Source organism: Runella sp. R0.1_18, assembly GCF_057652155.1.
The window spans coordinates 1-24,670 of sequence record NZ_JBYFCK010000001.1 but is presented as its reverse complement, the minus strand read 5'-3'; the positions used below and the strand labels follow the sequence as shown (position 1 = coordinate 24,670).

Sequence of the window (24,670 nt, the reverse complement as noted above, 5' to 3'; positions counted from 1 at the left end):
TGAACAACAAAATGAAAAAAATAATCTTTTCAATAGCAAGCATCATTCTTTTATTAGCGGGATATGCCTGTAAAGATAGCTTCTTAGAGGTGCCTCCAACGGGCTCACTTGCTAAAGAACAACTTACCAGCAAAGCTGGTTTGGACGGAAGTTTAATTTCTGCCTACGCTCAATTGAGTGCTTTAGGTCAAACCCACTCAGGGCCTTCAAACTGGCTGATTGGAAGTATTAGAGGGGGAGATGCCAACAAAGGTACTGACCCAGGGGACGGTTCTGAAATGAACCCTATTCAAACATTCCAATACAACTCGACGGATCCTGTAGCCGCCAACGTGTATCAAAGTTATTTTGAGGGTGTTTCGCGCGCTAATGCTGTATTGGCTTTGTTGAAAGAAGCACAGCCAAGCGTAAAAGCGGAAGATATCAAGTTGATAACTGCGGAAGCGCGTTTCTTGAGAGGCCACTTCTATTTCCAATTGAAAAGAAACTTCAACCTAGTACCTTATGTTGATGAAACTAAGAATCTTTCAAACGGAATCGACAAAGTGAAAAACGATGTTGAGCTATGGCCAAAAATTGAGGATGATTTCAAAACTGCTTACAACGATTTGCCAGAAACATCATCTGCGGTTGGTCGTGCCAACAAATGGGCAGCGGCTTCTTACTTGGCAAAAGTGTATTTGTATCAAAAGAAATACGCAGAAGCCAAAGCGTTGTTTGATTTAATCATCGCTAACGGTAAAACAACAGGTGGTAAAAAATATGCTTTGCTTCCTAAATATTCAGATCTTTATCGTGTTGCCAATGACAATAATGCGGAGTCGGTGTTTGCAGTTCAAGCAACTGTTAAATCAGGAAATGGAAACAATGCCAACGCTGATTTGCAATTGAACTTTATTCAAGGATCTGATCCTGGTACTTGCTGCGGCTTCTTCCAACCGTCTTTTGAATTCGTAAACTCATTCCGCACTGATGCAAAAGGACTTCCACTTTTGGATGGTACTTACAATGCTCCTGCCAATGCAGTTAAAACGGATATGGGTATTAAATCTGACGTGGCTTTCACGCCAGATGCAGGGCCACTTGATCCACGGTTAGACCATACAGTAGGCCGTAGAGGTATTCCGTTCTTGGATTGGGGCCCACACACAGGCTTTAGCATGATTCGTAACCAACCAAACGGTGGTCCATACTCTCCTAAAAAATACTTGTTTACCAAAGCTGAAAAAGCGGCGGGCTTAACTGAAACAGGAGGTTGGGGACACCAAACTTACAATGCTTACAACGTTACTATTATTCGTTTTGCTGACGTACTTTTAATGGCGGCTGAAGCTGAAATTGAAGTAGGGTCGTTGGCTAAAGCACTCGAATATACCAACATGGTAAGAGGTAGAGCAGCCAATGCGTCTGACTACGTGATGATTGATGGCAAGCCTGCCGCTAATTATAAAATTGCATTGTACGATGCTTTCCCAACAAAAGAATATGCTCGTTCAGCAGTTCGCTTTGAAAGAAGAATTGAGCTAGGAATGGAAGGATACCGTTTCTATGACCTAGTACGTTGGGGTGAGGATGTAGCTGCCATTAACAAGTATCTACAATATGATCAGGTATTGTTGCCTGGCGCATTAGGTGGTGCTAAATATGAAGCTAAATATGCGTTGTTCCCTATACCTCAAGGCCAAATAGACTTGTTGAATAGCAAAGAACAAATCTTAAAGCAAAACCCTGGCTATTAATCCTCGGTTATTTCTTGCAACTCAAAATCGGCAAGTCATTTGACTTGCCGATTTTGTTTAAATAGAGTAGGTTGTATTTTTATCCAGTCATTTACATAAATTTTGAGCGTATGGTTGTCGCACGCCTTGCTGTTATTAGTCTGTTTGCTTTCTTTTTCTTGAGCTCTTGCAAAGACAAACCCCTTTTCTCGAAACTAGAAGTTAGCGATACGGGCATCGACTTCTCAAACCGAATTGTTGAAAACGACACGCTGAATATTCTTGACTTTGAGTATGTCTATAATGGTGGGGGAGTTGGTATTGCGGACATGAATGGTGATAGCTTACCAGATATTATTTTTTCGGGAAACCAAGCCGATAGCCGCATTTACCTCAACAAAGGCAATATGAAGTTTGAGGATGTTAGTAAAAAAGCAGCATTTTCAAATCTAGGACGCTGGTGTTCGGGAGCAAGTTTGGTGGATATCAACGCTGATGGGCGAATGGATATTTACCTCACTGCTACCACCAAAGGCATAGAGTCCCAGCGCGCTAATTTGCTCTTTGTGAACCAAGGAAATAACAGCGATGGTGTGCCTACCTTCAAAGAAATGGCGCATGAATATGGCATCGACGACCGTGGGCATTCGATGAATGCCGCTTTCTTTGATTATGACAACGATGGAGACTTGGATTTATACGTTCTGACCAATACCATTGAAAGCAACCCCAACCAGTTCCATGAAAAACGCCGCGATGGCTCGTCGCCCACCACCGACCGCCTATACCGTTGCGATTGGTCTGAGGGCTCTAATCACCCTGTTTATACCAATGTGTCGAAAGAGGCGGGTATTCAAATCGAAGGGTATGGGCTGGGGATTAACATTTGCGATTTTAACCGTGATGGTTTTAAGGATATTTATATTACGAATGATTACCTGACCGACGACTTGCTTTACGTTAATAACGGAAACGGTACTTTTACCGATAAAGCAGCCGACTATTTTAAGCACACCAGCAACTCAGCCATGGGCAATGACGTGGCTGATATCAACAATGATGGCCTTGTGGACATTGTGGCGGTGGATATGTTGCCCAAAGACAATGCCCGCAAAAAACGCCTCATGGGCCCCAATAGTTACCAAACATACCTTAACAATGACCTGTTTGGTTTTACGCATCAATATGTTCGCAATACACTTCAACTAAATCTGGGAAATAAACCCAATAGCAATGAACCCGCTTTTGCTGAAATAAGTATGCTTTCCAACGTGGCAGAAACGGACTGGAGCTGGACACCTATGCTTGCTGATTTTGACCACGACGGTTTTCGTGACCTCATCATTACCAATGGTTTCCCAAGGGATGTGACCGACCGTGATTTTGGTCAATTCAGGGCAGAAAGTAGTTCTATTGCGCCTAAAAGCTATTTATTGGGTGAAATTCCCATTGTTAAAATTCCTAATTACGCTTTTAAAAACAACGGTGACCTTACCTTCAAAGATGTTTCAGAAACATGGGGGCTAAACCAAGCATCGTTTAGTAACGGTGCGGCTTATGCTGACCTAGACCGCGATGGTGACCTCGACCTCGTGAGCAACAACATCAATGATTCTGCCTTTGTATATCGTAACAACTTGGTGGAATCGACACCCGAAAAAGCCCACTATTTGCGGGTCGTGTTTAAAGGGGAGGGGCATAACCTCAGCGGACTTGGCGCTAAAATGACGCTCTATTACCACGGAAATAATACCCAAGTCTATGAACATTCTCCTTACCGTGGTTATTTGTCAACGGTAGAGCCAGTAGCGCATTTTGGTTTGGGCGATCATCAAGCGATTGATTCGGCAACGGTTGTATGGCCTAATGGAAAACAACAAGTGTTGAAAAACATTAAGGCAGACCAGGTTCTGACCGTATCGCAGTCAAACGCAACGCAAAACTATGTAGCGCCTACCCAGAATCAGAGGTATTATTTTACGGATTTAAACGATTCGTTACACCTCAACTGGAAGCACGAAGAAGTAGAGTACATTGACTTTAACGTTCAAAAACTGCTGCCTCACAAGCTTTCTCAATATCCGCCAGCAGTTTCGGCGGGCGACATCAATGGCGATGGCCTTGACGATTTTTTTGTGGGCGGTTCTCGCCAGTACAAAGGGCGTTTCTTTTTACAAAATCCTTCGGGTAGCTTTGCCCTTGCCGACCTCTTGCCCGACAAAGAAGGTGCCGAAAAAACATCTGAGGATTTGGGTACGTTGCTTTTTGATGCTGATGGTGATGGCGACAATGATCTGTACATTGCAAGTGGCGGAAATGAATTACGCCCCAATGATTTGGGTTATCAGGACCGCCTGTATCTCAACGACGGCAAAGGTCAGTTCTCGTTTGCTCAGGGAGCTTTACCCGCTTTATTAACCAGTAAATCGTGTGTACGTGCGGCCGACTATGACCGTGATGGTGATTTGGACATGTTTGTTGCGGGGCGGGTCATTCCTGATCAATATCCAGCCCCTGCTAGCAGTTATATTTTGCGTAATGATACCAAAGGAGGAGTTGTGAAGTTTACTGACGTGACGTCCCAAACTGCGCCTGCCCTGCAAAACCTTGGTCTGGCCTGTGACGCACTTTGGACCGATGCCGACAACGACGGTTGGCTTGATTTGTTGATTGCGGGAGAATGGATGCCGTTGACTTTGCTCAAAAACCAAAAGGGCAAATTCGACATTTTACACTCCGAACTCGACACTAAAAAAGGCTTTTGGGGTAGCTTAGTAGGCGCAGATTTCGACCACGACGGTGATACCGATTACATCGCAGGAAACCTTGGGCTGAACACCCTCAACAAAGCCTCTGATACGCATCCGTTGACTATATTGGCAGGCGATTTTAACCAAGATGGTAGCTACGATGCCATTCCGTTTGTTTACTTTTTGAACCCTGAAAACAAACCTATTCGAGTGCCTTTTCATGGGCGCGAAGATCTCATCAAGCAGTTTATTCAGACAAGAATGCGTTTCCAGAAATATGCTGATTTTGCCAATGCGACCTTTGATAACCTGCTGACGGAAGAAGAACGAAAAAAAGCCCTTCAGCTAGACATTAATTATTGTCAGTCGGTATATATCGAAAATACGGGAAATGGAACGTTCAAAACTAAGCCTCTGCCAATATTAGCTCAAATCGCTCCAATTAACGGGATGATTGTCGAGGATTTCGATACCGATGGTTTCTTGGATGTCTTGATAGTGGCCAACGATTTTGGAAATGAAACCAGTTCAGGCCGATACGATGCTTCTAATGGACTATTGCTCAAAGGCAACGGCAAGGGCGATTTTGTGCCAGTGCTCCAAACCCAAACGGGCTTTTATGTACCAGGAAATGCCAAAGGATTGGCGCAGTTGACCAACAAAGCAGGACGTCGGATTCTGATTGCTACCCAAAACCGTGGTTCTTTGCGGAGTTTTGGCCAAAACGGTGCTTCGCTTAAATGGGTAGCATTGCGGCCCCAAGATGCGTACGCGCTCATTCGTGACAAAAAAGGAACGCTACGCCGCCAAGAACTCTATTATGGTGCCTCGTTTTTATCACAGTCGGCGCGTAAGTTGGCACTAACGACACATGACGCTTCAGTTGAGATTGTTGATTTTAAAGGGAAAAAGCGGAAGGCTTTGTAGAAGAATTTCCGTCGGTTAATCGTTTAAGATTAACTGACGGAAATAACTATACGTCAACCAGATAAACTTTGTTAGGCAGCCAACGAAAGAGGCTGTTCAAATGCTTTTTCACGTACCTCAGTGCCGTGCTGCGACGCCCAAAGCTGATAATAGGCTTCTTTTTTTGCGAGTAATTCAAGGTGGCGTCCTTCTTCAATTACTTTGCCAGACTCTACCACCACAATTTTATCGGCGTTCATAACCGTGCTGAGACGGTGGGCAATAATGACGATGGTTTTACTAGCTTCTCGCAAGTGTTGAATCGTAGTTTGAACTGCTTTTTCGGATAGCGAATCCAATGACGATGTAGCTTCGTCTAAAATGATAATTTCAGGACTGCGATACAGTGCTCTCGCAATGGCGATGCGTTGTTTTTGCCCCCCCGACAAATTAGCACCGTTTTCTCCCAAATACGAATGAAAGCCGTTGGGTAATTTCTCAATAAATTCGCTGATACCAAGCGTATGGCAAATGTCCAAAATGCGCTGCATATCAGGCTCGTATTCGCCCACGGCAATATTTTCAATGACATTGCCTGCAAAAAGGTCAATTTGTTGAGGCACAACGCTCACCAACTGCCGTAAGGTATGGTTGCTGATATGATTGATGTCGTAGTCGCCAATAAAAATAGTGCCGTTTTGTAAGGGGTAAATGTTTTGCAACAGCGACAGCAACGTAGATTTACCTGAACCACTTTCGCCCACAATGGCCGTAATACTACCTTTGGAGATTTTCAAATTGAAATTCTCAAATACCTGCACCCGCGTACCATAACGAAACGAAACGTCCTGAAAAACAATGTCTCGAATCATAGTGGGAGTCAAATCTATTTTATTGGCAGTAGCTTCACGCTCCAAATCCAGGATTTCAAAAAGGCGGTCGGCGGCAATGAGCGCATCCTGTACCACCCGATTAGCCCCAATCAAACTACTCGCTGGCCCCGTAAAATAGCCAATCAACGCATAAAAAGACAACAGTTCGCCAGGTGTTAGCTCTTTGTCTAGCACAAATCCCGACCCTGCCCACAATAAGATAATCGTGAACAACCGCGACACCAACTCCGAGGCCGTACCCGACCAGACGGAGTTTTTGGCCGAAATAAAAATCGTTTCCAATAACTTTACAAAACGCGTCTCAGTCTTGATATTGGCAAAACTTTCCAGACCAAAGCGTTTGATTGTCCCCATTGCATTCAAAGACTCGACCAACTGCGATTCCAACTCCGCGCTTTTCTCCATCAATTTTCGTTGATGCTTTTTATTAAGCCGATTAACGACCCAATAGTTGAGCGCATAAAAAGGCACAATAGCCATCATAATCAGGGCCAGTTTCCAGTCGTAAGTAAACATCATTCCAAACGAAAAAAGAATGATAAATACATTGACCACCAAGTTAAGCGCCGTATCGTTGATAAAAGCCCGAATCTTAACAGCATCGTTGATACGGGAGATAATTTCTCCAACTCGCATGGTATCAAAAAATTGCTGTGGGAGCTTCATCAGGTGTTTATAATATCCCAAAATCAACTGTGCATCAATTTGTTGACCAGTACGTAGGGCAAAGAACGTTTTCATCGAACCAATGACCAACTGCAACAACAAAATCAAAATCATGCTTACACTCAGCAAATTGAGTAAGTTTCGGTTGCCTTCGACCAGTACATTATCAACGATTTTTTGCATATAAACCGAAGACGATAGCCCCAGTACGGTATAAATCAACGCCCCAAAAAGTGCTTGAATCATCACCGACTTATGCGGCTGAATCAATTGCCAAAAACGCAACATCACCGATTCTTTGGCATTGCCTGTTTCAAAGGTTTCATCAGGAAGAATCAATATCAATACCCCCGACCAAATATTCTGAAACTCTTCGTACGTTTTCTTCTCAATTTTGCCAAAGGCTGGATCCATCACCACCACGTGCTTATCGGTCACTTCATAAATCACTACATAATGATGCAGTCGTTCTTGAATAATTACGTGGGCAATGGCTGGCATCGGGATTTTTAATAAACTTTCAAATTTTCCTTTTACCCCTTTTGCCTGAAAACCAAGCTTTTGAGCGGCCTCTATCATCCCCAATACGTTCGTTCCTTTTTTGTCGGTGCAGGCATATTGGCGAATTCGGGCAATGGGCAACAATAAGTTGTAATGGGCTGATATAGACGCCAAACAAGCTGCCCCACAGTCGGTAATGTCGTGTTGTTTAACTTCCGTTTTTTTCTTTCTTGAAAACATGGCTGTTGTGATTTTTAGGTTTAGACTTTCCAAGTTTGGTAATAGTCGAAATCAAAACTTGGAAAGTCTTGAAGTGTCGTGTGATTTTGAGGTTTAGACCTTCCAAGTTTGATAATAGTCGGAATCAAAACTTGGAAGGTCTGATGGTGGGGGCTTTCGGATTGAGCCAATCGTCGGCTTTGTCGTACAGTAGGTCAAAAAGGCTGCGTTCGGTCACAATAAAATGCGTTCGAAGAGTCATTCCCTTTTTAAGTTGTCCTACATATCCATTGGGTAAAGACAAATGGGTTTGCAGCAACCAACATTTCACTTTGAAGAAAGGTTGCTGGTTCTCCGCCACGTTCAAATCGTTTGAAATTTCCTGAACTACCCCCTCGGCAAACCCCCATTGATTGTAGTCAAACGCATCCAGTTGCATTCTTGCTTTCATGCCTTTGTGCAGTAAACCAATGTCTTTGGGCGCTACATAGCACTCCACGATGAGGTTAGAGTCAGGAGAGATTATTCCCAGTAGTTCCCCTGATTGGAGGTAACTTCCAGCATATTTTCCTATCCACTGGTGTATATGTCCTTCCACAGGCGCTTTTATGGTATATAGTTCGCGTTCTTGGAGGTATTGCCTTTCTTGAGCTTTTAGCTCTTCCACCGCCATTTGGTGTTGCATGAGTGCTGTTTGCCACTCACCGATTTGGCGCTCAAAGGCCGTTTGATACTGCGCCTGTACGCTCTCGTAAGCAAAAGCTTTATCTTCTACGTCGAGGGCGGCGACTACTTTTTCGTCGAGTAGTTTTTGGTTGATGTCCCACTCTCGTTTACGCTTTCGCTGCATTTGTAGATTTTCAGTCATTGCCCAGCGAAATTGCTCGTATTGTTGACGATACAACGGCGAACCCAGATTCGAGAGTAATTTAAGACTTTGTTTGTCTAACTGTACAAGCGCCTTCAAATCGCTGATATACAACTCTTTTTCACGTTGTTGTGTCCGATTAAGGCGTAGCTTAGTGTCCAGCATATCCGTTTGCAAACGTAGTAGAGGTTGTCCGAGTTTAACCCGCTGATTGTCCCGAACATATACCTGCGCGACTGTCCCAGCCACTAATGATTTCAATTCGTTACGCTCGGCAGCGGGACGTATTATTCCCGTGCTTTGCACCGACACGTCCACCTTAATAAATGGCAAACTCCCCAACGCCAGTACCAACGCTAACAAAACTAATACATAAATCAGTTGGCTGCGAACAGTGACTTTGGGCAGATAAGCTTCGGTGGTAAAAGGAGCGATTTCGGCGGGAGGTAATTGTGAAGGTTTCATAGGCATCTAAGTTTTTTACAAAAATGCACTCCGCCTTTACCGCTTTTCAACAACTATTCTGACTACTTTATGAAGAAAGGTTATAACGTTTTCAACAACGCCGCTACCCCATTAATTAACATATGTAATAAAATAGGCCACAGAATATTCTGATATTTTACAAATAATGTCTCACAACAAAAACGTAAAAATTGAGAAGAAGATGAACTAAAAAAGTTGCCCAGAAAGGATAACTTTTCTTTATCTTGGCGATTAAGAAAGTATAGCCGAGAATTAAGCCAATGAAAAAGGCATCAATCATGTACAATACGTTAAAGTTATGGTTGAGTGAAAATAATACAGCAGATACTATACATTGTATATGTATATTTTTGGTCAAATACCTAACTCCTTTAATGACAAGATATTGAAAAATCAAGGTTTCTATCAAAGGAGCAATAAATACGACTAATACAAACTCTTCTGTCTTGCTGTACTTCGAAAAATCTACACCTTTCAAGTTCTCTCCCGTGATGCCACTTATTGCTGCAAAAATATTGGATAGAATTATCGACAGTATTGTCATATAGGCTATTACCAACAATATAGAGGTCTTTTCAAAAAAACGCATTGTTTTTATCATTACTTATTCAGTTAAATAAAGACATCAGGCGCTATTCTTTTTTTAAAAAAATCTGAAACAAAGTACCAAGTAAAATCAAGTTTACATAAAAATAATTTTCTTGGTAAATTCCAAAAAATAAATTAGCTATTATAACAATAATTAATGCAAAAATTGACTTAATTGGAGCATTTGTGCTGAAGTATTCTCTGAAAACAGTACTAATCCAAATGAAAACAGTAATATTTAAAATAATGGCTCCTAGTTTCATATAATCTTTTAATAAGGCATTACTACTACTTGTAAGTAATAATTGCCCAATAAGAAAAATTTCAATAAGAAAGCAAAGTGTAAAAATTAATAAATTCTTTTTCATCGTTTTTGAGTTAAAAAAATGGACTATCAATTGTCGCTTCAATTTTCTACTTTTAAAACATTGATAATTAATTGGTTGTCTCTATTTATTCAGTAGTATCAATTTGGAATCATAATAAATCCTATTTTAGGATTCTCCAATTTTATTAAAAAATATTATTAGTGCAAAAAACGCTTAAATATAGCTAAGTACTATACCTAAGCGTTTTGATTAATCCATAAATTTAGCGAATAGCAGCTCCTACTCCGACAGAAAGTGTTCCTTGTGAAGCATATGCTTGTGATGCCCCTACAAACTCATCAACAGCATAATGAATATAGTAAAAAGTCCACTGTACAATCCCTTTAGGAGAATCAGCTCCGCCCATTGTTAGAGATAATTCCAAATCTGTTAAATTTAACAGATTATTATTTTGTTCGAAAAGTTGCATTTTTATTTATTTTTAAAGTAGAAAAAAAATAAATTTACAAAGAGTAAAATAATTAAAATAATTTTAAACATAGAAAGTTTGTCTTTTTGAAAGTTCCACATAAATAGAAGAACTAACGAAAGCATAAACATACCACCCATGTATTTGCTTGATGTAACCGTGCCTCCCTGTAATAAGATGCTTAGATAGTTAACATTCAGTAAAGCAATCAAAATGGCTGCAATCAAAAGTAGCTTTTGCATAATATCAAATAGTTTTCTATGTTTAAAAATAGTAAAATTACCTTAGAAACTCATATTTTTAGGCTTGTATGAATTCCAACCTGCCTGTGCATCTTTGGACATTTCATTAATTGCCCAAATGGCGCCAATAATTCCACAAACTACACCTACTGTCACTGGATCTAAGCCGCCATTAGATTCGTTCTTTTCATTTGAAGTCAATTCACTGACGCCAAATCCACTCAATTCCAAATTTTTCATTGTTTTCAAGCTGTTTAGTTGTTAAAAAAATTGATTTATAATCATCTTGTGCCTACCCGGGATGGCACAAGGGAGATTCAACGATTAATAATACACTACCCCCGTAGTCAGTTTCAATAGCTCTTCGGCGGCTTGTTGAGGAGTTGGGTCAGTGACGCCTTGAGCTTGGCTTGAAGGTGCATAGCCATCACCTCCCACAAGGTTTGTTAATTCTACTTGAGTCAGTTCTACTGTGTTTGTTTGCGTATCTGAGAAGATTATTTCCAACAACTAGAAATTAATCTCAAATGAGTGAATAAAACTATTAGCAATTTTTCATAAATAGTCACCTCAAAATGTCCAAGTTATTGGTGTTATATAATACTTGAAAATCACAAGATTATGAGCAACTTAGCAGAAAATACTTAAAAACTCGCCCGTAGTCTCACAAAATATTCGATTTATCTTTATTTATTCTTCTTTACTAAATAATACCCTAGTAGGATAGAGAAAAACAGTTTAGGTAATATATCTGTAATTCGAAGGCTTTTATTTACCCATTCTGAAAAAATACCTGTAACTTCACCTCCCTTAATATAGATATACCCTACGTTAAGAAAAAAACTAAACGCCACAACCAATAAAAATATTAGTAATGTGTAAATAAATGATTCGGTTTTCATATTTCACGGATTTATTGTACGAATATTTTTTGAAGAAAAATATGATGTTATTTCATAAATATCTAGAAATACTAAAATATATACTAAAATAAACAAACTAAATTACCTAAAAATATCTAATTTGACTAGACAAATCTTCATTATTTATAACTACATCTAGTCAAATATATATATCATATAAACCATGAAACAAAGTTTATTAAATACACAATTATTCTATTATTTAAATTTATATATTATCAATATATTTAGCTACTAATAAAGTGAAGTTGAACCAGAAATGTGATAGTACGCAGTAAAAAAAACCGTATTTTAGCCGAATGAATCCTAAAAATATTCCTCCTAAAAACTGAGCCGTTAGTAGCACAGGAAAAAGAATGAATGGTGTTTTTTTGTAATCAAAATTTGTGAGATGAATTAAAGAGAAGGCAAATGCAATAGAATAAAAAATAACAAAATAGTATCTTTTATAAAAGTTTCTTAAAAACTGGTCAGAGAATAAAAATGAAGATACACTTATAAGAAATATACTAACTAAAATCGGCAACTTTGAATTAAAATTAACTATAATAATTTCAAAAACGAATAACATGCCGCAGACGATAGAGACCAAACAGGCAACAATGCTCCATCTTGGGCTTGCTAAATGAGAGCGAAAAATAATCTCTTCGACAAACGGAACAGCTAAGCATATCAAAAATAAATTTTCAAAAAAATCAGTTTTCGTGTTTAACTTATTAGAATTTTCAGGTAGTAATCCATAATAATTCAATACAGCAAGGGCTGCAATTACAGGAAATAAAAAGATAATTTCCCACAAATAATATATAAAAACGCTAAGTACCCTCTCTTTGACCGTTTTGTTACTATCATAAATAGTCGGCGAAGGTTTATGAATAAAAAGCCACAAATCTTTTATATAGTACAACATAAAATGAGTAATAAAAAATGGGAATAGACCCCCATAACAAGAGTATGGGGGTGTTGATTTAATTATTTAGAACCAACTTGCTACTTTATTATAAGCAGCTTCTACATATGAAGAAACTACTTTTGCTCCGCATACTAAAGCAGCAGCCGTAGTTCCAACAAAGTCTCCTAGGTCATTAGCTAAAGAAGTTTTTGTCGTAGGATCGACACCACCATTAGTATCTATTATTTCTTGGTGAGAAAGTTCAGTAATGAGAGAGTTCATATTTTTATTACAAGTTATATGATTGATTATTGCAATTGATTGATATTAGGATCTTTTGCTATGTTACAATTACAATTTCCCATAGCTTTATCGTATGCGGCTTTTGCTGCAGTTTTCAACTCAACCCAATTTTTATCAAGCCATTCAATAAGGTCTCCAATAAACCCTCCTTCAATTAATAGCATCTCATTTTCATCAAGACACTGAACTCCGTAATTTTCTAAATTTTTCATTGTTTTCAAGCTGTTTAGTTGTTAAAAAAATTGATTTATAATCATCTTGTGCCTACCCGGGATGGCACAAGGGAGATTCAAATTTTAAGGCTTAGTAATACACTGTTCCTGTAACTATTTTGAAAAGTTCCTCTGCTGCTTGCTGTGGGGTAGGAGCCGTGTAATCCTGTGATGAACTTTTAGGCGCGTATCCATCGCCGCCTGTGGTGTTGACCAATTCCTCATCGGTCAGGTTTTGTGTTGTGTTTGTTTGCGTTTGCATGGCTGAAAAAATGGTTAAAGTAAAAAAATAAATTAAAAAAATCTTGAGATCACAGGCCGTGGAGCTACTCACTTACCGTCGGTGGGTGGCATTTTGCCGATATTCTCATGGAGGTGCAGTTGGAGCCCTCCACGGCTTGTTTCTCAAGGTGATACTTTGTTAGCGTTGGTGGGTAGCTTGTGGCTGTGGCATCACCGTTTGTACGGGAGCATTATCAGCTACGCTCTTAGGCTCTGGCTGCGGTGTTTGCATCACCGTCACTGCCGACTCTTTTGGCTGAACGGTGGTCTTTTCGGAGCAGGCACTACAAAGCGCGATTCCTACCAAGGCAATTACTTTTTTTGATGTTTTCATGGCTGTTGTTTGATTTGCTGTGACAAAGGTACTTTACTAAAGTGTTGATTTCCAATAACTTTTGGTTGTACTTTATAACTCTTCGTTAGGTTACTTTGAGTTTCGTAACGAGAGTCCACCGTTTACCTGATACTCCTCGTGAGGGTTGGGTAGTGGCTTGGGCGAACCAACGGGTGCAGCTACTATTACTGGTTGAGACTTTTCGGGTTGGACGTCGTTTTCTTCGCTGCGGCAGGCCGTTGTCAGGCCTATGGTTGCCACTGCTACGACCCAAATTCGACGTGTGTTCATGGCTTTCTTTTGTTTCGTGTTTGTTTCATTGACCGTAACAAAAGTAGTACTTCACCCCTCCCGAACTCAATAACCAAAAGTTGTAGTTTATAACAGGGTTGATTACGCCGCCAAGCGATCAGTATTTCTAATGGCCCGTATCAAGAGCTCTTGGGCTGGTAAGCTCACGAGTTCCATCAGCGAAAACCGATATAATACCGAGAGTTTTTCCAAGCATTCTAAGGTGAAGCGGGTTCGTCCACTTTCTTTTTTGCTGTAAGCCGCTTGGCTAATACCCATTTCGAAGGCTACATATTCTTGAGAGTAGCCATAAATCTCGCGAAGTTTGCGAACTTTGATGGTAATTTTTTCCATTGGACAAAAGGAGTTTAAAGGTGGCTGTGTTGGTTTAATTAATTCATCAAACGACCCTACAAACATGCACTCAAACCTCTACCTATCGCAAATAAAATAGGTAAAATTGCCTTTGTCAATGACAAAATTGGCTTTAGAAGCGATGAAATAAAAGAAGGTAATACTATTTCCGTTGAATCAGCGTCAGGAATTGCTCGCGATACATGGCACCAATCGGGATTTGAACGTCTTTTTTGTCGGTACGGATAGTGACCTCGTTGCCATCTACGGCCACCACTGAGTCGTAAGCGATGATATACGATTTGTGAATCCGAATAAACGCAGGATGAGGAAGCCGTTCTTCTAATTCTTTGAAAGTAATGAGCGCCAATAAGAGTTCGTTTTTGGTACAAAAGCCCGCATAGTTGCCCATACCTTGTATGTAATAGATGTCTTCGAGACGGAGGCGGGTCAGCTTGCTTTTATTCTCGCCTTTCAAAAACAAGTCGCCCGATACCTTCACGGGTGAGGGCGTGGCCTCAACGGTGGTTTCTTGCCTGATTTTTTGATAGTCAAGTGCTTTTTGAACGGCATTTTCAAACCGTCCGTAGCCGAAGGGTTTCAATATATAATCCAAAACACCCTCTTCAAAAGCACCCAAGGTATATTTGTCAGAAGCGGTCGTAAAAACGATTTTCTTTTTGTCTTTGATCACTTTGGCCAACTCCACCCCCGACAACTCGTCCATCTGAATATCCAGGAAAATCAGGTCGGGGTCATGGGCTTTGATATAGTCCATTCCTTTGATGGGGTCAGTGGTCGAAAACTCTAATTGCAGACCTCCGTGCTGTTGGATAAAACCTTGAAGCTTCTCTATATTGTCAGCTTCGTCGTCAATGATGATACAATTGAGCATTTTTTTGAGCGATTTGTACGAAGAATTGATAGCGAACGTATTATTTATTCCCCCATTGGGGGGCAGGGGGCTTTCAGGGGGCTTTTATTTCCAGATTTGTATAAAAATAATTGTCTTCAATACGGGCTTCAAGCGTCGCTCTACCCTCGCAAAGCAAATCGAGCCTTCGCCCCAAATTTTTGACCCCAATCCCCGTAGATGGCTCGCTGATGGAGGGTTTGATTTTGTTTTTGGTCGAAAACCACAGCTGCTCTTGCGTTACTTTGAGGTGCAGTTGGAGGGGTACTTGCCTGAGCGCCCCGTGTTTGAAGGCGTTTTCTACCAATGTAAGGATACACAAGTGCGGGATTTTCCAGGGCTGTTCTAAGTTACCTTTTATGTCAAAATTAACCTCCACTTGGTTATCCAACCGCTGCCGATTGAGGGCAATCAGCATTTGGGTGTACTTTATTTCTTCACTCAGGGTCACCATCGTATTTTCGTGTTCTTTCACGGAGTAACGCATCAACTCCGACAACGACAAAATCCCGTCGGCCAACTGCTCAGAATACTTGGAAGCTTCGGTATGAAACCGATTGAGCATGTTGTAAGTAAAGTGTTCGTTGATTTGTGATTTTAAAAACGATACCTCTATCTCGTGACTGCGTTTTTCTAATTCTACCTTTTCTTTTTGCTGTTCATAAAATCGGTTGTAAAACCAATACATTGTCCCATAACCAGTGAATTGGACTACATCACGTAGGTAGGCCAGCAAAAGAGTATGAAGCTGGAAATAATACTTGGGAACTTGGTCATAAAATCCTGCATAGTAAGCCCAAATTACTCTTGATGCTTCTGTCCCATATAATATAGAAGCATTAATAAGAAAAAATCCTATGCCTATCCAGATAGTTTGTTTATTGAATAAATACTTTGCGGTAACACTAACAAAAAAGTAAAAAAATAAAATATCAGACAAAAAGTACAAGCTCATATCTATGATAAACCACTCATACTTAGGATTACGGACATATTGAGCTATAAAAAAATTCCCAATATAAAACACCCACCAAGCCAGATGGAGAAGTAGTTGGCGATAGGTAGGGGATATTTTCATCCTGTGGTTTTCCAGTTTTGTCATTAGCAAAGGCAGTTTCGTCAGCTGCAAATACAGTTTCACCTAAAATAGTCACAAAAGTTATAGGCTATCTTGTATGTTTGTGGGGCAAATATAAAGCAAAAAGACATGAAACCACTATGCCTGTTATTTTCTTTAATTTTTCTATGCCATAACTCAATATCCCAAAATAACAACAAAAAAATAAATGGCATAGTTTTAGATTCCTTATCGAATCAACCCCTGCCACATGCTACTATTCAACTTACAACAATAAACGAAAAACTCTATACAACCTCGGATATAAACGGAAAATATACCTTCAAAAAACTTACGCAAGGCGACTATGAAATCATTGGGAATTATGTAGGGTACGGTAGTAAAAAAATACGGATTTCCATTGGTGAAACCGACGAAATCACTGTGCCTACAATTGCTTTGAGTTTAGAAAATATCAATCTCAAAGAGGTAAAGGTGCGGGCATCCAAGCCCCTGTTCACCGAGGAATCGGGTAAAACCATCGTAAACGTGGCTGAAAGCGTAATGGCCAATGCGGGGACGATTGTCGATGTTTTAAAATACGCTCCCTCGCTCATTATCAACGAAAATAGCATCAGTATTCGGGGCAAAGAAGCGATTGTTTTGATAGATGGCCGCCAAACCAACGTCTCTGGCGAAAGCCTCGAAGGCATCTTAAATGCAATGCCGAGCAACAGCATCGAAAAGATTGAACTCATCAGTAATCCTGGGGCTAAATACGACGCCACGGGCAAGGCCGTGATTAATATCCGTACCCTAAAAATGAAAAACTTGGGTACTACGGGTACTTGGACGGCAGGTGTTGGCACAGGCCGACTTCCGCGCTACAACGGCGGGCTATTGCTCAACCACAAAGGCCAAAAATTGAGTCTTACGGGTAATTATACCCATCAATTTATCCAACAGTACTTCAATCTGGAAGCAACCCGTACCCTTAAAAACCCGCTTGCCACCTCGTTTCTGGATACCGATTTTGACAACCGCAAACGCACTATTCAGTTTCTAAAATTGAGCTTAGACTATAACATTACTTCTCAAACAACAGTAGGGGTACTGTTGCAAGCCGATCAAAACATTCGGGGACGCAACGCCAATGGGGCTACCGAAATCAGTAACCAGGCGCGGTTGGATTCTGTCATTACGCAGCAAACCAAAGGTAACGTCCGCTACCAAAACCTCAATGCCAACTTGTTTTTTAAGCACAGCTTCAAGCAAAAAGGGCGAGAACTCGCCATAGATGCCGATTATGGCTTCTACCATACGGACTTTCAGGAAAGTATCAACAATCAGTTTTTTAATGCCACTCGCTTACTTGCCTACCGCCCTGCACTTGAAGTAAATCTTCCGTGGACACAACCCATCCAAATTCAATCGTTGCGCGGTACTTACGTTCATCCAACCCAAAAAGGTAGCCTAGAATCGGGCTTTCAGTTACGACACACCAAAGTAAATACCGATTTTAAGTACCAACAGCAAACCGACAGCAAATGGACTACCGACCCACAAAAGAGTTTTGTCTATGACTATACCGAAACCGTCAACGCGGCCTACGTAAACTATTCTGCCAAAGTCAAAAAGCTTGACTATCAATTAGGAATACGTTTAGAGGATAGCTATGCCGAAGGCCAAACCCAAAATAGTACCAAAGCCAACCAACAGAACTATTTACAATTGTTTCCAAGTGCTTCTTTGCAATATAACCCTTCTGCCCTTAATCAGTTCTCAGTCAGTTATAGTCGAAAGATTACAAGACCAAGCTATAGTAACTTAAATGATCAGATTATTTATACCAATCCATATAGGGTTACGATTGGAAATCCTCTCTTAAGGCCTACCCTTACCACCAATATTGAACTCAGTTATCTGTACAATAAAACTTGGTCATTTATATTGTCTTACAGCGGTGTTATCGATGACCAGACTTCAGTTTATTTTTTAAGAAATAACGTTGGAGTTATTCAAGTTGTAAATAAACCAAAAGAAGAGCTCTTTTCATTAGACGTTAGTTATCGAAAATCAATTAACGATAGGTGGCGGACTGTCAGTGGTCTAAATTTATTTCAGATTCGAAATCAATTAGGAGGTATTGAAGGAATTGGGAATAGAAATGGAAATGGTTTATATGCTTATACCAACAACTTTTTTACTTTCAACAATGGCTGGCGTGCCGATTTTACTGCTTCTTATGTTTCACCTCAAACATTAGGAATATATGTAATAAGTCCTTTTGTTCAAACAAATATAAGTATTCAAAAAAGTGTATTTCATAAAAATGGAGAAATTAGATTAAGCCTTTCTGATATTTTTAATACATTTTATGTAGGCCAAGATTATGACACGAATGTCCAAAAGGGATTCAATAAACGCAAAGCAGAAACACGATTTCTGTTATTTTCTCTTAATTATAAATTTGGAAATAAAAATGTAAAAGTAAAAGAAAGGAAAATGGGAATTGATAAAGAAGTCTCTAGAATTGATAAAAACCAGTAATAAATTTCAAACCAACTAAAAAATGAAAACAGTAAAACAACCAATCCTCATATTGAAAAAATCGACTATTACTAAACTAAATGAAAATACAAGGCATAAGGGAGAAATTAGAGGGATTACGGATTCTGAACTAACACACGAAGGGGGACGTTCCTGTAGGCCTACTGTGTAATTTCACCCGCCCAAACGCCTACTTCGTCAGCGGCAAACACAGTTTGGTATATTTTTTTTAAAGAGATAGGTTGGCGGTGTAGTTTGCCTCAAAAAACAACGATATGGAACACACCGCTGCTATTTATCTCGACAAAATACAAGCTATTACCTCACAGGTTCAGTACGAAAACGATGGGCTGTTTGGGGGAAAGCTCGGGGTAGTCTGGCAATACTACTATCAGTGGCAAGCTACCCGCGAGTACACCCACAAAGAGGAATGCCTGCGGGTGCTTGGCGAGGTGTTTGACAACCTCAACAACGATACCCCTCAGCTCAGTGGCGCCGCTATGAGCGTAGGAGCCGCAGGGTTTTGCTACGTAGTCACGATGCTGCACCGCCAAAAGTGGCTGGAGTTTGAACTAGACGAAACCTTGGCCGACTTAGACACCTTTGCGTATGAGTCGGCCCTAGAAATGATTACAGAGCGCAAGTTGGATTTTTGGCACGGAGCTTTTGGCATACTTTTCTATTTTTTGGAGCGGCTTTCCAACCCCCTCTTCCGTGAGCGTGCCGAAGTGTTGGTGCAAAAAATTGTAGATGAAGTACAGGGAGATGACGACGGACTTTGGTTTCCTAATATCCTCTCTCCCCAAGACGAAACAGTTATTAACCTTAGCCTATCGCACGGGCAAACGGCTTTTATGATTATTCTGATGCAAGCTGCCCAAAAGGGAGTACAGACCGAATTGGCAAAGTCGGTGGTAAGGCGCGGAGTCAATTTTATACTCAAACACCAAAGAACGGCCAATCAGGAAACCGATTTTTCGCTCTTTCCACTCACACTCAACGCAGAGACAGAAGAAGGCAAGTTTAGCAATCGGCTGGCTTTGTGCTACGGAGATCTCAACATCCTTTTGCTGATGTATCGGGCAGCGGCGTTTTTGGAAAGCCCCGAACTGCGCCGCCGAGCCGACCTGTGTGGAGTGAGTACCCTCCGCCGCCAAACCGAAAAGGCTACCCTCGTGAGCGATTCACACCTGTGCCACGGAGCGGCAGGCGTGGCGCAATTGTATTATACCTTGTACAAACTCACTGGCAACGACGGCTACTATCGAAGCTATCAAATGTGGATTGATAAAACCATTGCCTTTCTCGACCACGACCTCCAACATGAGACGTTCAAAGGCCAAGAAGGCTCACTCCTCAATGGCTACCCAGGGATTTCCCTTGTTTTATTGAATTATATCTATCACAAACGAGAGCAGTTGGATTGGGCAAAGGTGTTTTTGATGGCCCCCTAACCCTGCAAGCGTCCTGCGCCAATGGGAATTTTCTTATGATTATGCTAAAGCACTATACGTTTCATCCTACGGTCGTTGTCCGAAATCCTCTTTTGCCTTTTAGCCCCGAAAGCCTCACAGAAACCCATATTCGGGCGTTGGTACACGAAGATTGGTTTTTGGAGGCTATTTTTCTGGCTTCTCCTTCTCTTTATCGCACGGCTATTGACTGGCGCGATGGGGCAATGTTGGAGAAACGTAAAGAAGAGAAACTTTGGGCGTCGCTCACCAAGTACTACAGCCGTATGATGAGTCGATGTACACCTTTTGGGCTATTTGCTAGTTGTACGGCTTTAAAATGGGGAGAAGCCACCCCCATTTCACTGTCTCAGCAAGATACCCAAAGACATACCCGCCTCGACATGCATTTTTTGTGCGCTTTGGCCTTGTCATTGGCACAAAACCCTAACATTCGTCCTTATCTTACTTATTTTCCCAACAGTAGTCTTTATCCCATAGGCAACGAACTCCGATATGTGGAGTATGTTTATGTAGAAGGAAAACGGAACCATCAAATCAGCGCAGTTGATACTACCGACTACTTAGAAAGCGTGATAAAAACCGCCCAAACGGGGGCTTGTTATACTGATTTGGTTGGGGTGTTGGTCAACGATGAAATCACCACCTCCGACGCCCAACTTTTTATTAACGAACTCATCGCCGCCCAGTTGTTGGTTTCGGAATTGGAGCCAACCATCACGGGAGTGTCTTTTTTGCAGCAAATTGTACAGGTGTTGGAGAAGGTATTTACCCAAACCCAATCCTCTGAGGTAGGGCTTATTATCAATCAGTTAGACCAAATTCATCAATCTCTTAACGGGTTAGATAATCAGAAAACCAACTCCATTTCTGATTATGAACAACTGATTGAACTCCTCAAAACACTCAATGTAACAATAGAAGAAAATAAACTGTTTCAAACCGATTTGTTTCGAGAACTACCAGAAGGGCAACTCCCCTTGGTAAGTCAGCAAGACATCCAAGCAGCTTTAGAAGTACTCAATCGCCTATCGACAAAAAGAAAAAACAGTCATTTAGAAGCCTTTGCCCAGCGTTTCTTGGCTCGTTATGATACCCAAGAAATACCGCTCCTAGAGGCATTGGATACCGAGATAGGCATCGGCTACCTTGTCAATCAAGGCACGCCGCTGCTGCCTCTGGTAGAAGATATTTCAGTACCTACCTCAGAAGAAAACAAGCCGATAGAGTGGAATCCTATTCAAGAGTGGCTCTTTCGACAACTGCAAACCGCTACGGAACAAAAAAAATACGCTATTGATCTCCAACCTAGTGACCTAGCACAACTCCCTCCAGCCGATTGGGACGACTTACCTTCGTCATTTTCGGTGCTATTTAGGTGGGTAGAAGACGAAAATCAGCAAAAACGGGTATTGATTGAAAGCGCAGGCGGTGCGAGTGCGGCCTATCTTTTGGGGCGTTTTGCACATGGAGACTCACACATAGCCGATACCGTTAATGACATTACTGAGGCAGAACAAGCCCAGAATCCCCAAGTGGTATTTGCGGAAATCATCCATTTGCCCGAAAGCCGAACAGGAAATATATTGCTTCATCCTGCGTTTCGAGCGTATGAGATTCCATTTTTGGGCCAATCTTCGTTGCCTTTAGAGAACCAAATTTCGGTACAAGATTTGTACGTTTCGGTACGGCAGGGGGAAATTATCTTACGTTCACAAAGGCTCAACAAAATAGTCGTACCCCGCCTTAGTAATGCACATAGTTATAGTCACAATAGCCTGCCTGCATATCAATTTTTGTGCGACTTACAGCATCAAGGCAAGCGCAGTCGTTTTGGTTTTGATTGGGGCAACTTAGCCGAAAAGTTTCTGTTTTTGCCCCGTGTTACTTACCAAAACACTCTTTTGTACCCCGCCACCTGGCAACTTCAAAAAAAGCAAATTGATGCCCTTCTAGCCGACCAACCTTTACTTGACGTTCCGCCGTTTCAAAACCGCTTGCTGACATTGGCCGACGGTGACAATGAATTGGTTGTTGATTGGGCAAACCCGTTAAGTGTCCGAGCGTTCAAAGATGCCATCAAAAACCGAACTCAACTCCAATTGAAGGAGTTTTTGTACGAACACACCCAGCCTACTTTTCAAGACACGGTCTCCCGAAATGGCTTTGTAAATCAATGTATTGCACTACTGGTTCGGCAAACATCGGCCTATTCTTCTTCTGTATTCAGCCGTCCTGTTTCTACCTCAACGCGCCGTTTTTCTATTGGTTCGGAGTGGCTCTACTTCAAACTATACGGTGGCGTAAAAGCTGCGGATAAAGTCTTGGTGGCTTTTGTCAAACCACTCTGCGAAGAATTGCAACACAGGAGGTTAATTGACAAATGGTTTTTTATTCGGTATTCCGACCCTGACAATCACTTACGGATTCGATTTCATCTAACAGATGTTGCTCAAATTGGGGAAGTGATTCAATTATTCAACCATTTTTTGCAACCCGCTTTGCTGCCTAAATACCTTTGGAAAATACAAGTTGACACCTACGAGCGGGAACTGGAGCGATATGGTTTTGAGACGATTGAACTTGCTGAGGAGCTTTTCTACTACGACAGCGAAGCTATTTTAGCTTTTCTTGAACACACCGAAGGCGACGCACGCGAAGAAGTACGTTGGTTATATGGGATTCGGGCCATTGATGCGCTTTTAGATTCGTTTGAGTTCGATTTTCAACGAAAGCTTGATTTATTGAACTCATTACGTAACAGTTTTGCCCAAGAATTCAACATGGATGTAGCGCTGAAACGCCAATTAGACCAAAAATACCGCACTCATCGCACCACGATGCAAGACATTCTGTCTGATAGCCACCCTAACACTACGCCCATTTTTGGTGACATTCTCTCAGTTAAATCAGCAAAAATTGCCCCTATTGCTTATGAAATCCTACATTCATCTTCTCCTTCACAAGTAAATCATTGGTTAGGCAGCTACATACACATGCTGATCAATCGGCTTATTCCTGCCCATCAACGCCTACACGAGTTAGTGATATACGATTTTCTTTGTCGGCAGTATAAATCGAGGTTGTATTTGGAGGTTGCTTTGTGACTCAGAAAAACTGACAGGCGTCAATTTAACAACTCCATTTTCCAACACATACACGCGGTCGCAATGGGTTTGAAGTACGTCTGTTCGGTGCGATACCGACAGAATTGCCATCTTAGAGCGCAACGAATCAAGCAGATTCAGTACAAATCGTTCGGTGTGTTTATCCATTGCCGAGGTAGCTTCGTCTAAAATCAACAGTTGAGGACGTTTGTATAAAGCCCGCATTAAAGCCAAAAGTTGCTTTTGCCCACCTGATAGATTAATCCCTTCTTCTCCCACAAGGGTTGCCACCCCTTGCGGAAGGCTTTCTAAAAAAGGTACAAAACCGTATTCGGTACAAAAATCCAAGAACTCAGTTTCAATTACTGGTTCACCCATCAAGATGTTATCCAAAACCGTTCCGTTAAAAAGATGCACCTCCTGCGGCACAGTAGCGAGTAATTTTCGCCAATTTTTATGGCTCACTTCTTCCCAATACACGTTTTTATTGAGCCATACTCGACCACCTTCGGGTTGATAATACTTTTCAATAATTTGCAAAAGCGTGCTTTTTCCGCTGCCACTTTCTCCCATCAAACCCACGATTTCGCCTCGACGAACCTCCATTGTTACTTCTTTTAATAATGAGGTACGACCCGCAAATCGGTACGAAAGCTGTTGGATTTCTAAACTTTCAAAATGCAATATTTCTGCTTTTTGTGCAGCTTCTAGGGCACTTTCAGGAGCTATGCTCATAAACTCAAACATACGTTCGAAGGCGATTCGAGCTTCATTGACTGGAATAGCAATCAAAGCCAAATTGGCAACGGATGGTAAGAGCGACGAACTCAGCCCCACAATCGCCATTAGTTCGCCCGTTTTGAGGTGTCCTTGCAAAACCTGCCAACTCGTAAAAGCCAAAGTACCTATTAGTACCAACACACTTGCTGCCGATGCCCACACGTTGAGTCGAATTTGAATCTGACCCAAGCGAAATACATTTTCTTGAAATGCCCCATAAATCAATCGATTGAGGTTTCCAAAAATAGGTTGCCGTCCAAAATTTTTGATGACTCTCACGCCTTGTAGGGTAGAAATATAATTGCTTTCATTATGCGCATACGACGCCATTACGTTGCGTTGCCCGTCGGTAATGGGTTGATTGAAACGATAAAGCAGCCAAAAATAAACAGGTAACATTAACAAAACCCCCAATCCTACCTGCCAAGAATAATAAATCAAGAAAATGGACGTGACCAAGACCATCAATACATCAATCAGGGTACTTCTGTCCTGCTCCCCTAAGCCGCAACCGCTTTAAAGTAGAGATTTTGATTTTTGTCAATAAACTGTTGTGGGGTTAAAT

General features: G+C 41.2%; 23 protein-coding genes. 5 read left to right on the top strand and 18 right to left on the bottom strand.

All coding sequences use genetic code 11. The features are described from left to right. Positions 1-11: 11 nt before the first annotated feature. Positions 12-1,739: a RagB/SusD family nutrient uptake outer membrane protein gene (locus tag AC23P2_RS00115; protein ID WP_487771316.1), complete on the top strand. Its 1,728-nt coding sequence runs from the start codon at positions 12-14 to the stop codon at positions 1,737-1,739. 110 nt (positions 1,740-1,849) lie between these two features. Then, positions 1,850-5,395: a VCBS repeat-containing protein gene (locus tag AC23P2_RS00110; RefSeq protein ID WP_487771315.1), complete on the top strand. Its 3,546-nt coding sequence runs from the start codon at positions 1,850-1,852 to the stop codon at positions 5,393-5,395. A 71-nt stretch (positions 5,396-5,466) separates the two neighbouring features. On the opposite strand, the gene AC23P2_RS00105 is transcribed toward AC23P2_RS00110, so the two are convergent. The 17 genes from AC23P2_RS00105 to AC23P2_RS00025 all read right to left on the bottom strand — a co-directional run bounded on the left by AC23P2_RS00105 (position 5,467) and on the right by AC23P2_RS00025 (position 16,217). Beyond that, the gene (locus AC23P2_RS00105; protein ID WP_487771314.1) at positions 5,467-7,674 is read right to left on the bottom strand and encodes a peptidase domain-containing ABC transporter; all 2,208 of its coding nucleotides are present in this window, start codon (positions 7,672-7,674) and stop codon (positions 5,467-5,469) included. 124 nt (positions 7,675-7,798) lie between these two features. Continuing rightward, complete coding sequence (locus AC23P2_RS00100) at positions 7,799-8,986, bottom strand: HlyD family secretion protein (protein WP_487771313.1); 1,188 nt, start codon at positions 8,984-8,986, stop codon at positions 7,799-7,801. A 157-nt stretch (positions 8,987-9,143) separates the two neighbouring features. Then, positions 9,144-9,608, bottom strand: coding sequence for a CPBP family intramembrane glutamic endopeptidase (locus AC23P2_RS00095; RefSeq protein ID WP_487771312.1), 465 nt, complete (start codon positions 9,606-9,608; stop codon positions 9,144-9,146). Between the two features lie 31 nt (positions 9,609-9,639). After that, on the bottom strand, positions 9,640-9,963 hold the full coding sequence (locus tag AC23P2_RS00090; protein WP_487771311.1) for a hypothetical protein: 324 nt from the start codon (positions 9,961-9,963) through the stop codon (positions 9,640-9,642). Positions 9,964-10,186: 223 nt separating this feature from the next. Further along, positions 10,187-10,393 (bottom strand): hypothetical protein, encoded by a 207-nt coding sequence (locus AC23P2_RS00085; protein WP_487771310.1) that lies wholly within the window; start codon positions 10,391-10,393, stop codon positions 10,187-10,189. Between the two features lie 2 nt (positions 10,394-10,395). Then, positions 10,396-10,635 (bottom strand): hypothetical protein, encoded by a 240-nt coding sequence (locus AC23P2_RS00080; protein WP_028524374.1) that lies wholly within the window; start codon positions 10,633-10,635, stop codon positions 10,396-10,398. A 42-nt stretch (positions 10,636-10,677) separates the two neighbouring features. Then, positions 10,678-10,875, bottom strand: a complete 198-nt coding sequence (locus AC23P2_RS00075) for a hypothetical protein (protein WP_487771309.1) — start codon at positions 10,873-10,875, stop codon at positions 10,678-10,680. Positions 10,876-10,959: 84 nt separating this feature from the next. Further along, positions 10,960-11,142 carry a hypothetical protein gene (locus AC23P2_RS00070; RefSeq protein WP_487771308.1) on the bottom strand — a complete coding sequence of 61 codons (183 nt, stop codon included), beginning with the start codon at positions 11,140-11,142 and terminating at the stop codon, positions 10,960-10,962. A gap of 624 nt (positions 11,143-11,766) precedes the next feature. Further along, a complete protein-coding gene (locus tag AC23P2_RS00065) occupies positions 11,767-12,468 on the bottom strand; it encodes a CPBP family glutamic-type intramembrane protease (protein ID WP_487771307.1) in 702 nt (233 codons plus the stop codon). A gap of 66 nt (positions 12,469-12,534) precedes the next feature. Next, on the bottom strand, positions 12,535-12,732 hold the full coding sequence (locus AC23P2_RS00060) for a hypothetical protein (RefSeq protein WP_487771306.1): 198 nt from the start codon (positions 12,730-12,732) through the stop codon (positions 12,535-12,537). 26 nt (positions 12,733-12,758) lie between these two features. Then, positions 12,759-12,965: a hypothetical protein gene (locus AC23P2_RS00055; protein ID WP_487771305.1), complete on the bottom strand. Its 207-nt coding sequence runs from the start codon at positions 12,963-12,965 to the stop codon at positions 12,759-12,761. Positions 12,966-13,056: 91 nt separating this feature from the next. Next, entirely contained in the window at positions 13,057-13,227 is a 171-nt protein-coding gene (locus tag AC23P2_RS00050) for a hypothetical protein (protein WP_487771304.1), read from the bottom strand. 159 nt (positions 13,228-13,386) lie between these two features. Next, a complete protein-coding gene (locus tag AC23P2_RS00045) occupies positions 13,387-13,581 on the bottom strand; it encodes a hypothetical protein (RefSeq protein ID WP_487771303.1) in 195 nt (64 codons plus the stop codon). Between the two features lie 90 nt (positions 13,582-13,671). Further along, positions 13,672-13,872 (bottom strand): hypothetical protein, encoded by a 201-nt coding sequence (locus tag AC23P2_RS00040; protein ID WP_487771302.1) that lies wholly within the window; start codon positions 13,870-13,872, stop codon positions 13,672-13,674. Between the two features lie 102 nt (positions 13,873-13,974). After that, positions 13,975-14,226: a helix-turn-helix domain-containing protein gene (locus tag AC23P2_RS00035; RefSeq protein ID WP_487771301.1), complete on the bottom strand. Its 252-nt coding sequence runs from the start codon at positions 14,224-14,226 to the stop codon at positions 13,975-13,977. Between the two features lie 163 nt (positions 14,227-14,389). Continuing rightward, positions 14,390-15,121: a LytR/AlgR family response regulator transcription factor gene (locus AC23P2_RS00030; RefSeq protein WP_487771300.1), complete on the bottom strand. Its 732-nt coding sequence runs from the start codon at positions 15,119-15,121 to the stop codon at positions 14,390-14,392. A gap of 73 nt (positions 15,122-15,194) precedes the next feature. Beyond that, complete coding sequence (locus AC23P2_RS00025) at positions 15,195-16,217, bottom strand: sensor histidine kinase (RefSeq protein WP_487771299.1); 1,023 nt, start codon at positions 16,215-16,217, stop codon at positions 15,195-15,197. A gap of 129 nt (positions 16,218-16,346) precedes the next feature. Here AC23P2_RS00025 and AC23P2_RS00020 point away from each other — a divergent pair, with 129 nt between their 5' ends. From AC23P2_RS00020 to AC23P2_RS00010, 3 genes are all read left to right on the top strand, one after another. Then, positions 16,347-18,746, top strand: a complete 2,400-nt coding sequence (locus AC23P2_RS00020) for a TonB-dependent receptor (RefSeq protein WP_487771298.1) — start codon at positions 16,347-16,349, stop codon at positions 18,744-18,746. A gap of 275 nt (positions 18,747-19,021) precedes the next feature. Next, positions 19,022-20,200 carry a lanthionine synthetase C family protein gene (locus AC23P2_RS00015; protein WP_487771297.1) on the top strand — a complete coding sequence of 393 codons (1,179 nt, stop codon included), beginning with the start codon at positions 19,022-19,024 and terminating at the stop codon, positions 20,198-20,200. Positions 20,201-20,241: 41 nt separating this feature from the next. Then, complete coding sequence (locus AC23P2_RS00010) at positions 20,242-23,325, top strand: lantibiotic dehydratase (protein ID WP_487771296.1); 3,084 nt, start codon at positions 20,242-20,244, stop codon at positions 23,323-23,325. Here AC23P2_RS00010 and AC23P2_RS00005 read toward each other — a convergent pair. Continuing rightward, complete coding sequence (locus tag AC23P2_RS00005; RefSeq protein ID WP_487771295.1) at positions 23,260-24,570, bottom strand: ATP-binding cassette domain-containing protein; 1,311 nt, start codon at positions 24,568-24,570, stop codon at positions 23,260-23,262. The two genes, AC23P2_RS00010 and AC23P2_RS00005, sit on opposite strands and share 66 nt — an antisense overlap. Positions 24,571-24,670: the final 100 nt, after the last annotated feature.

Bases quoted from the DNA above. Each gene is read 5' to 3' on its own strand.
- AC23P2_RS00025 (WP_487771299.1), bottom strand. From the start codon at position 16,217: ATGAAAATATCCCCTACCTATCGCCAACTACTTCTCCATCTGGCTTGG.
- AC23P2_RS00075 (WP_487771309.1), bottom strand. From the start codon at position 10,875: ATGAAAAATTTGGAATTGAGTGGATTTGGCGTCAGTGAATTGACTTCA.
- AC23P2_RS00110 (WP_487771315.1), top strand. From the start codon at position 1,850: ATGGTTGTCGCACGCCTTGCTGTTATTAGTCTGTTTGCTTTCTTTTTC.
- AC23P2_RS00085 (WP_487771310.1), bottom strand. From the start codon at position 10,393: ATGCAACTTTTCGAACAAAATAATAATCTGTTAAATTTAACAGATTTG.
- AC23P2_RS00090 (WP_487771311.1), bottom strand. From the start codon at position 9,963: ATGAAAAAGAATTTATTAATTTTTACACTTTGCTTTCTTATTGAAATT.
- AC23P2_RS00040 (WP_487771302.1), bottom strand. From the start codon at position 13,872: ATGAACACACGTCGAATTTGGGTCGTAGCAGTGGCAACCATAGGCCTG.
- AC23P2_RS00060 (WP_487771306.1), bottom strand. From the start codon at position 12,732: ATGAACTCTCTCATTACTGAACTTTCTCACCAAGAAATAATAGATACT.
- AC23P2_RS00035 (WP_487771301.1), bottom strand. From the start codon at position 14,226: ATGGAAAAAATTACCATCAAAGTTCGCAAACTTCGCGAGATTTATGGC.
- AC23P2_RS00045 (WP_487771303.1), bottom strand. From the start codon at position 13,581: ATGAAAACATCAAAAAAAGTAATTGCCTTGGTAGGAATCGCGCTTTGT.
- AC23P2_RS00100 (WP_487771313.1), bottom strand. From the start codon at position 8,986: ATGAAACCTTCACAATTACCTCCCGCCGAAATCGCTCCTTTTACCACC.
- AC23P2_RS00050 (WP_487771304.1), bottom strand. From the start codon at position 13,227: ATGCAAACGCAAACAAACACAACACAAAACCTGACCGATGAGGAATTG.
- AC23P2_RS00105 (WP_487771314.1), bottom strand. From the start codon at position 7,674: ATGTTTTCAAGAAAGAAAAAAACGGAAGTTAAACAACACGACATTACC.
- AC23P2_RS00030 (WP_487771300.1), bottom strand. From the start codon at position 15,121: ATGCTCAATTGTATCATCATTGACGACGAAGCTGACAATATAGAGAAG.
- AC23P2_RS00065 (WP_487771307.1), bottom strand. From the start codon at position 12,468: ATGTTGTACTATATAAAAGATTTGTGGCTTTTTATTCATAAACCTTCG.
- AC23P2_RS00055 (WP_487771305.1), bottom strand. From the start codon at position 12,965: ATGAAAAATTTAGAAAATTACGGAGTTCAGTGTCTTGATGAAAATGAG.
- AC23P2_RS00010 (WP_487771296.1), top strand. From the start codon at position 20,242: ATGCTAAAGCACTATACGTTTCATCCTACGGTCGTTGTCCGAAATCCT.
- AC23P2_RS00015 (WP_487771297.1), top strand. From the start codon at position 19,022: ATGGAACACACCGCTGCTATTTATCTCGACAAAATACAAGCTATTACC.
- AC23P2_RS00020 (WP_487771298.1), top strand. From the start codon at position 16,347: ATGAAACCACTATGCCTGTTATTTTCTTTAATTTTTCTATGCCATAAC.
- AC23P2_RS00005 (WP_487771295.1), bottom strand. From the start codon at position 24,570: ATGGTCTTGGTCACGTCCATTTTCTTGATTTATTATTCTTGGCAGGTA.
- AC23P2_RS00080 (WP_028524374.1), bottom strand. From the start codon at position 10,635: ATGCAAAAGCTACTTTTGATTGCAGCCATTTTGATTGCTTTACTGAAT.
- AC23P2_RS00095 (WP_487771312.1), bottom strand. From the start codon at position 9,608: ATGATAAAAACAATGCGTTTTTTTGAAAAGACCTCTATATTGTTGGTA.
- AC23P2_RS00115 (WP_487771316.1), top strand. From the start codon at position 12: ATGAAAAAAATAATCTTTTCAATAGCAAGCATCATTCTTTTATTAGCG.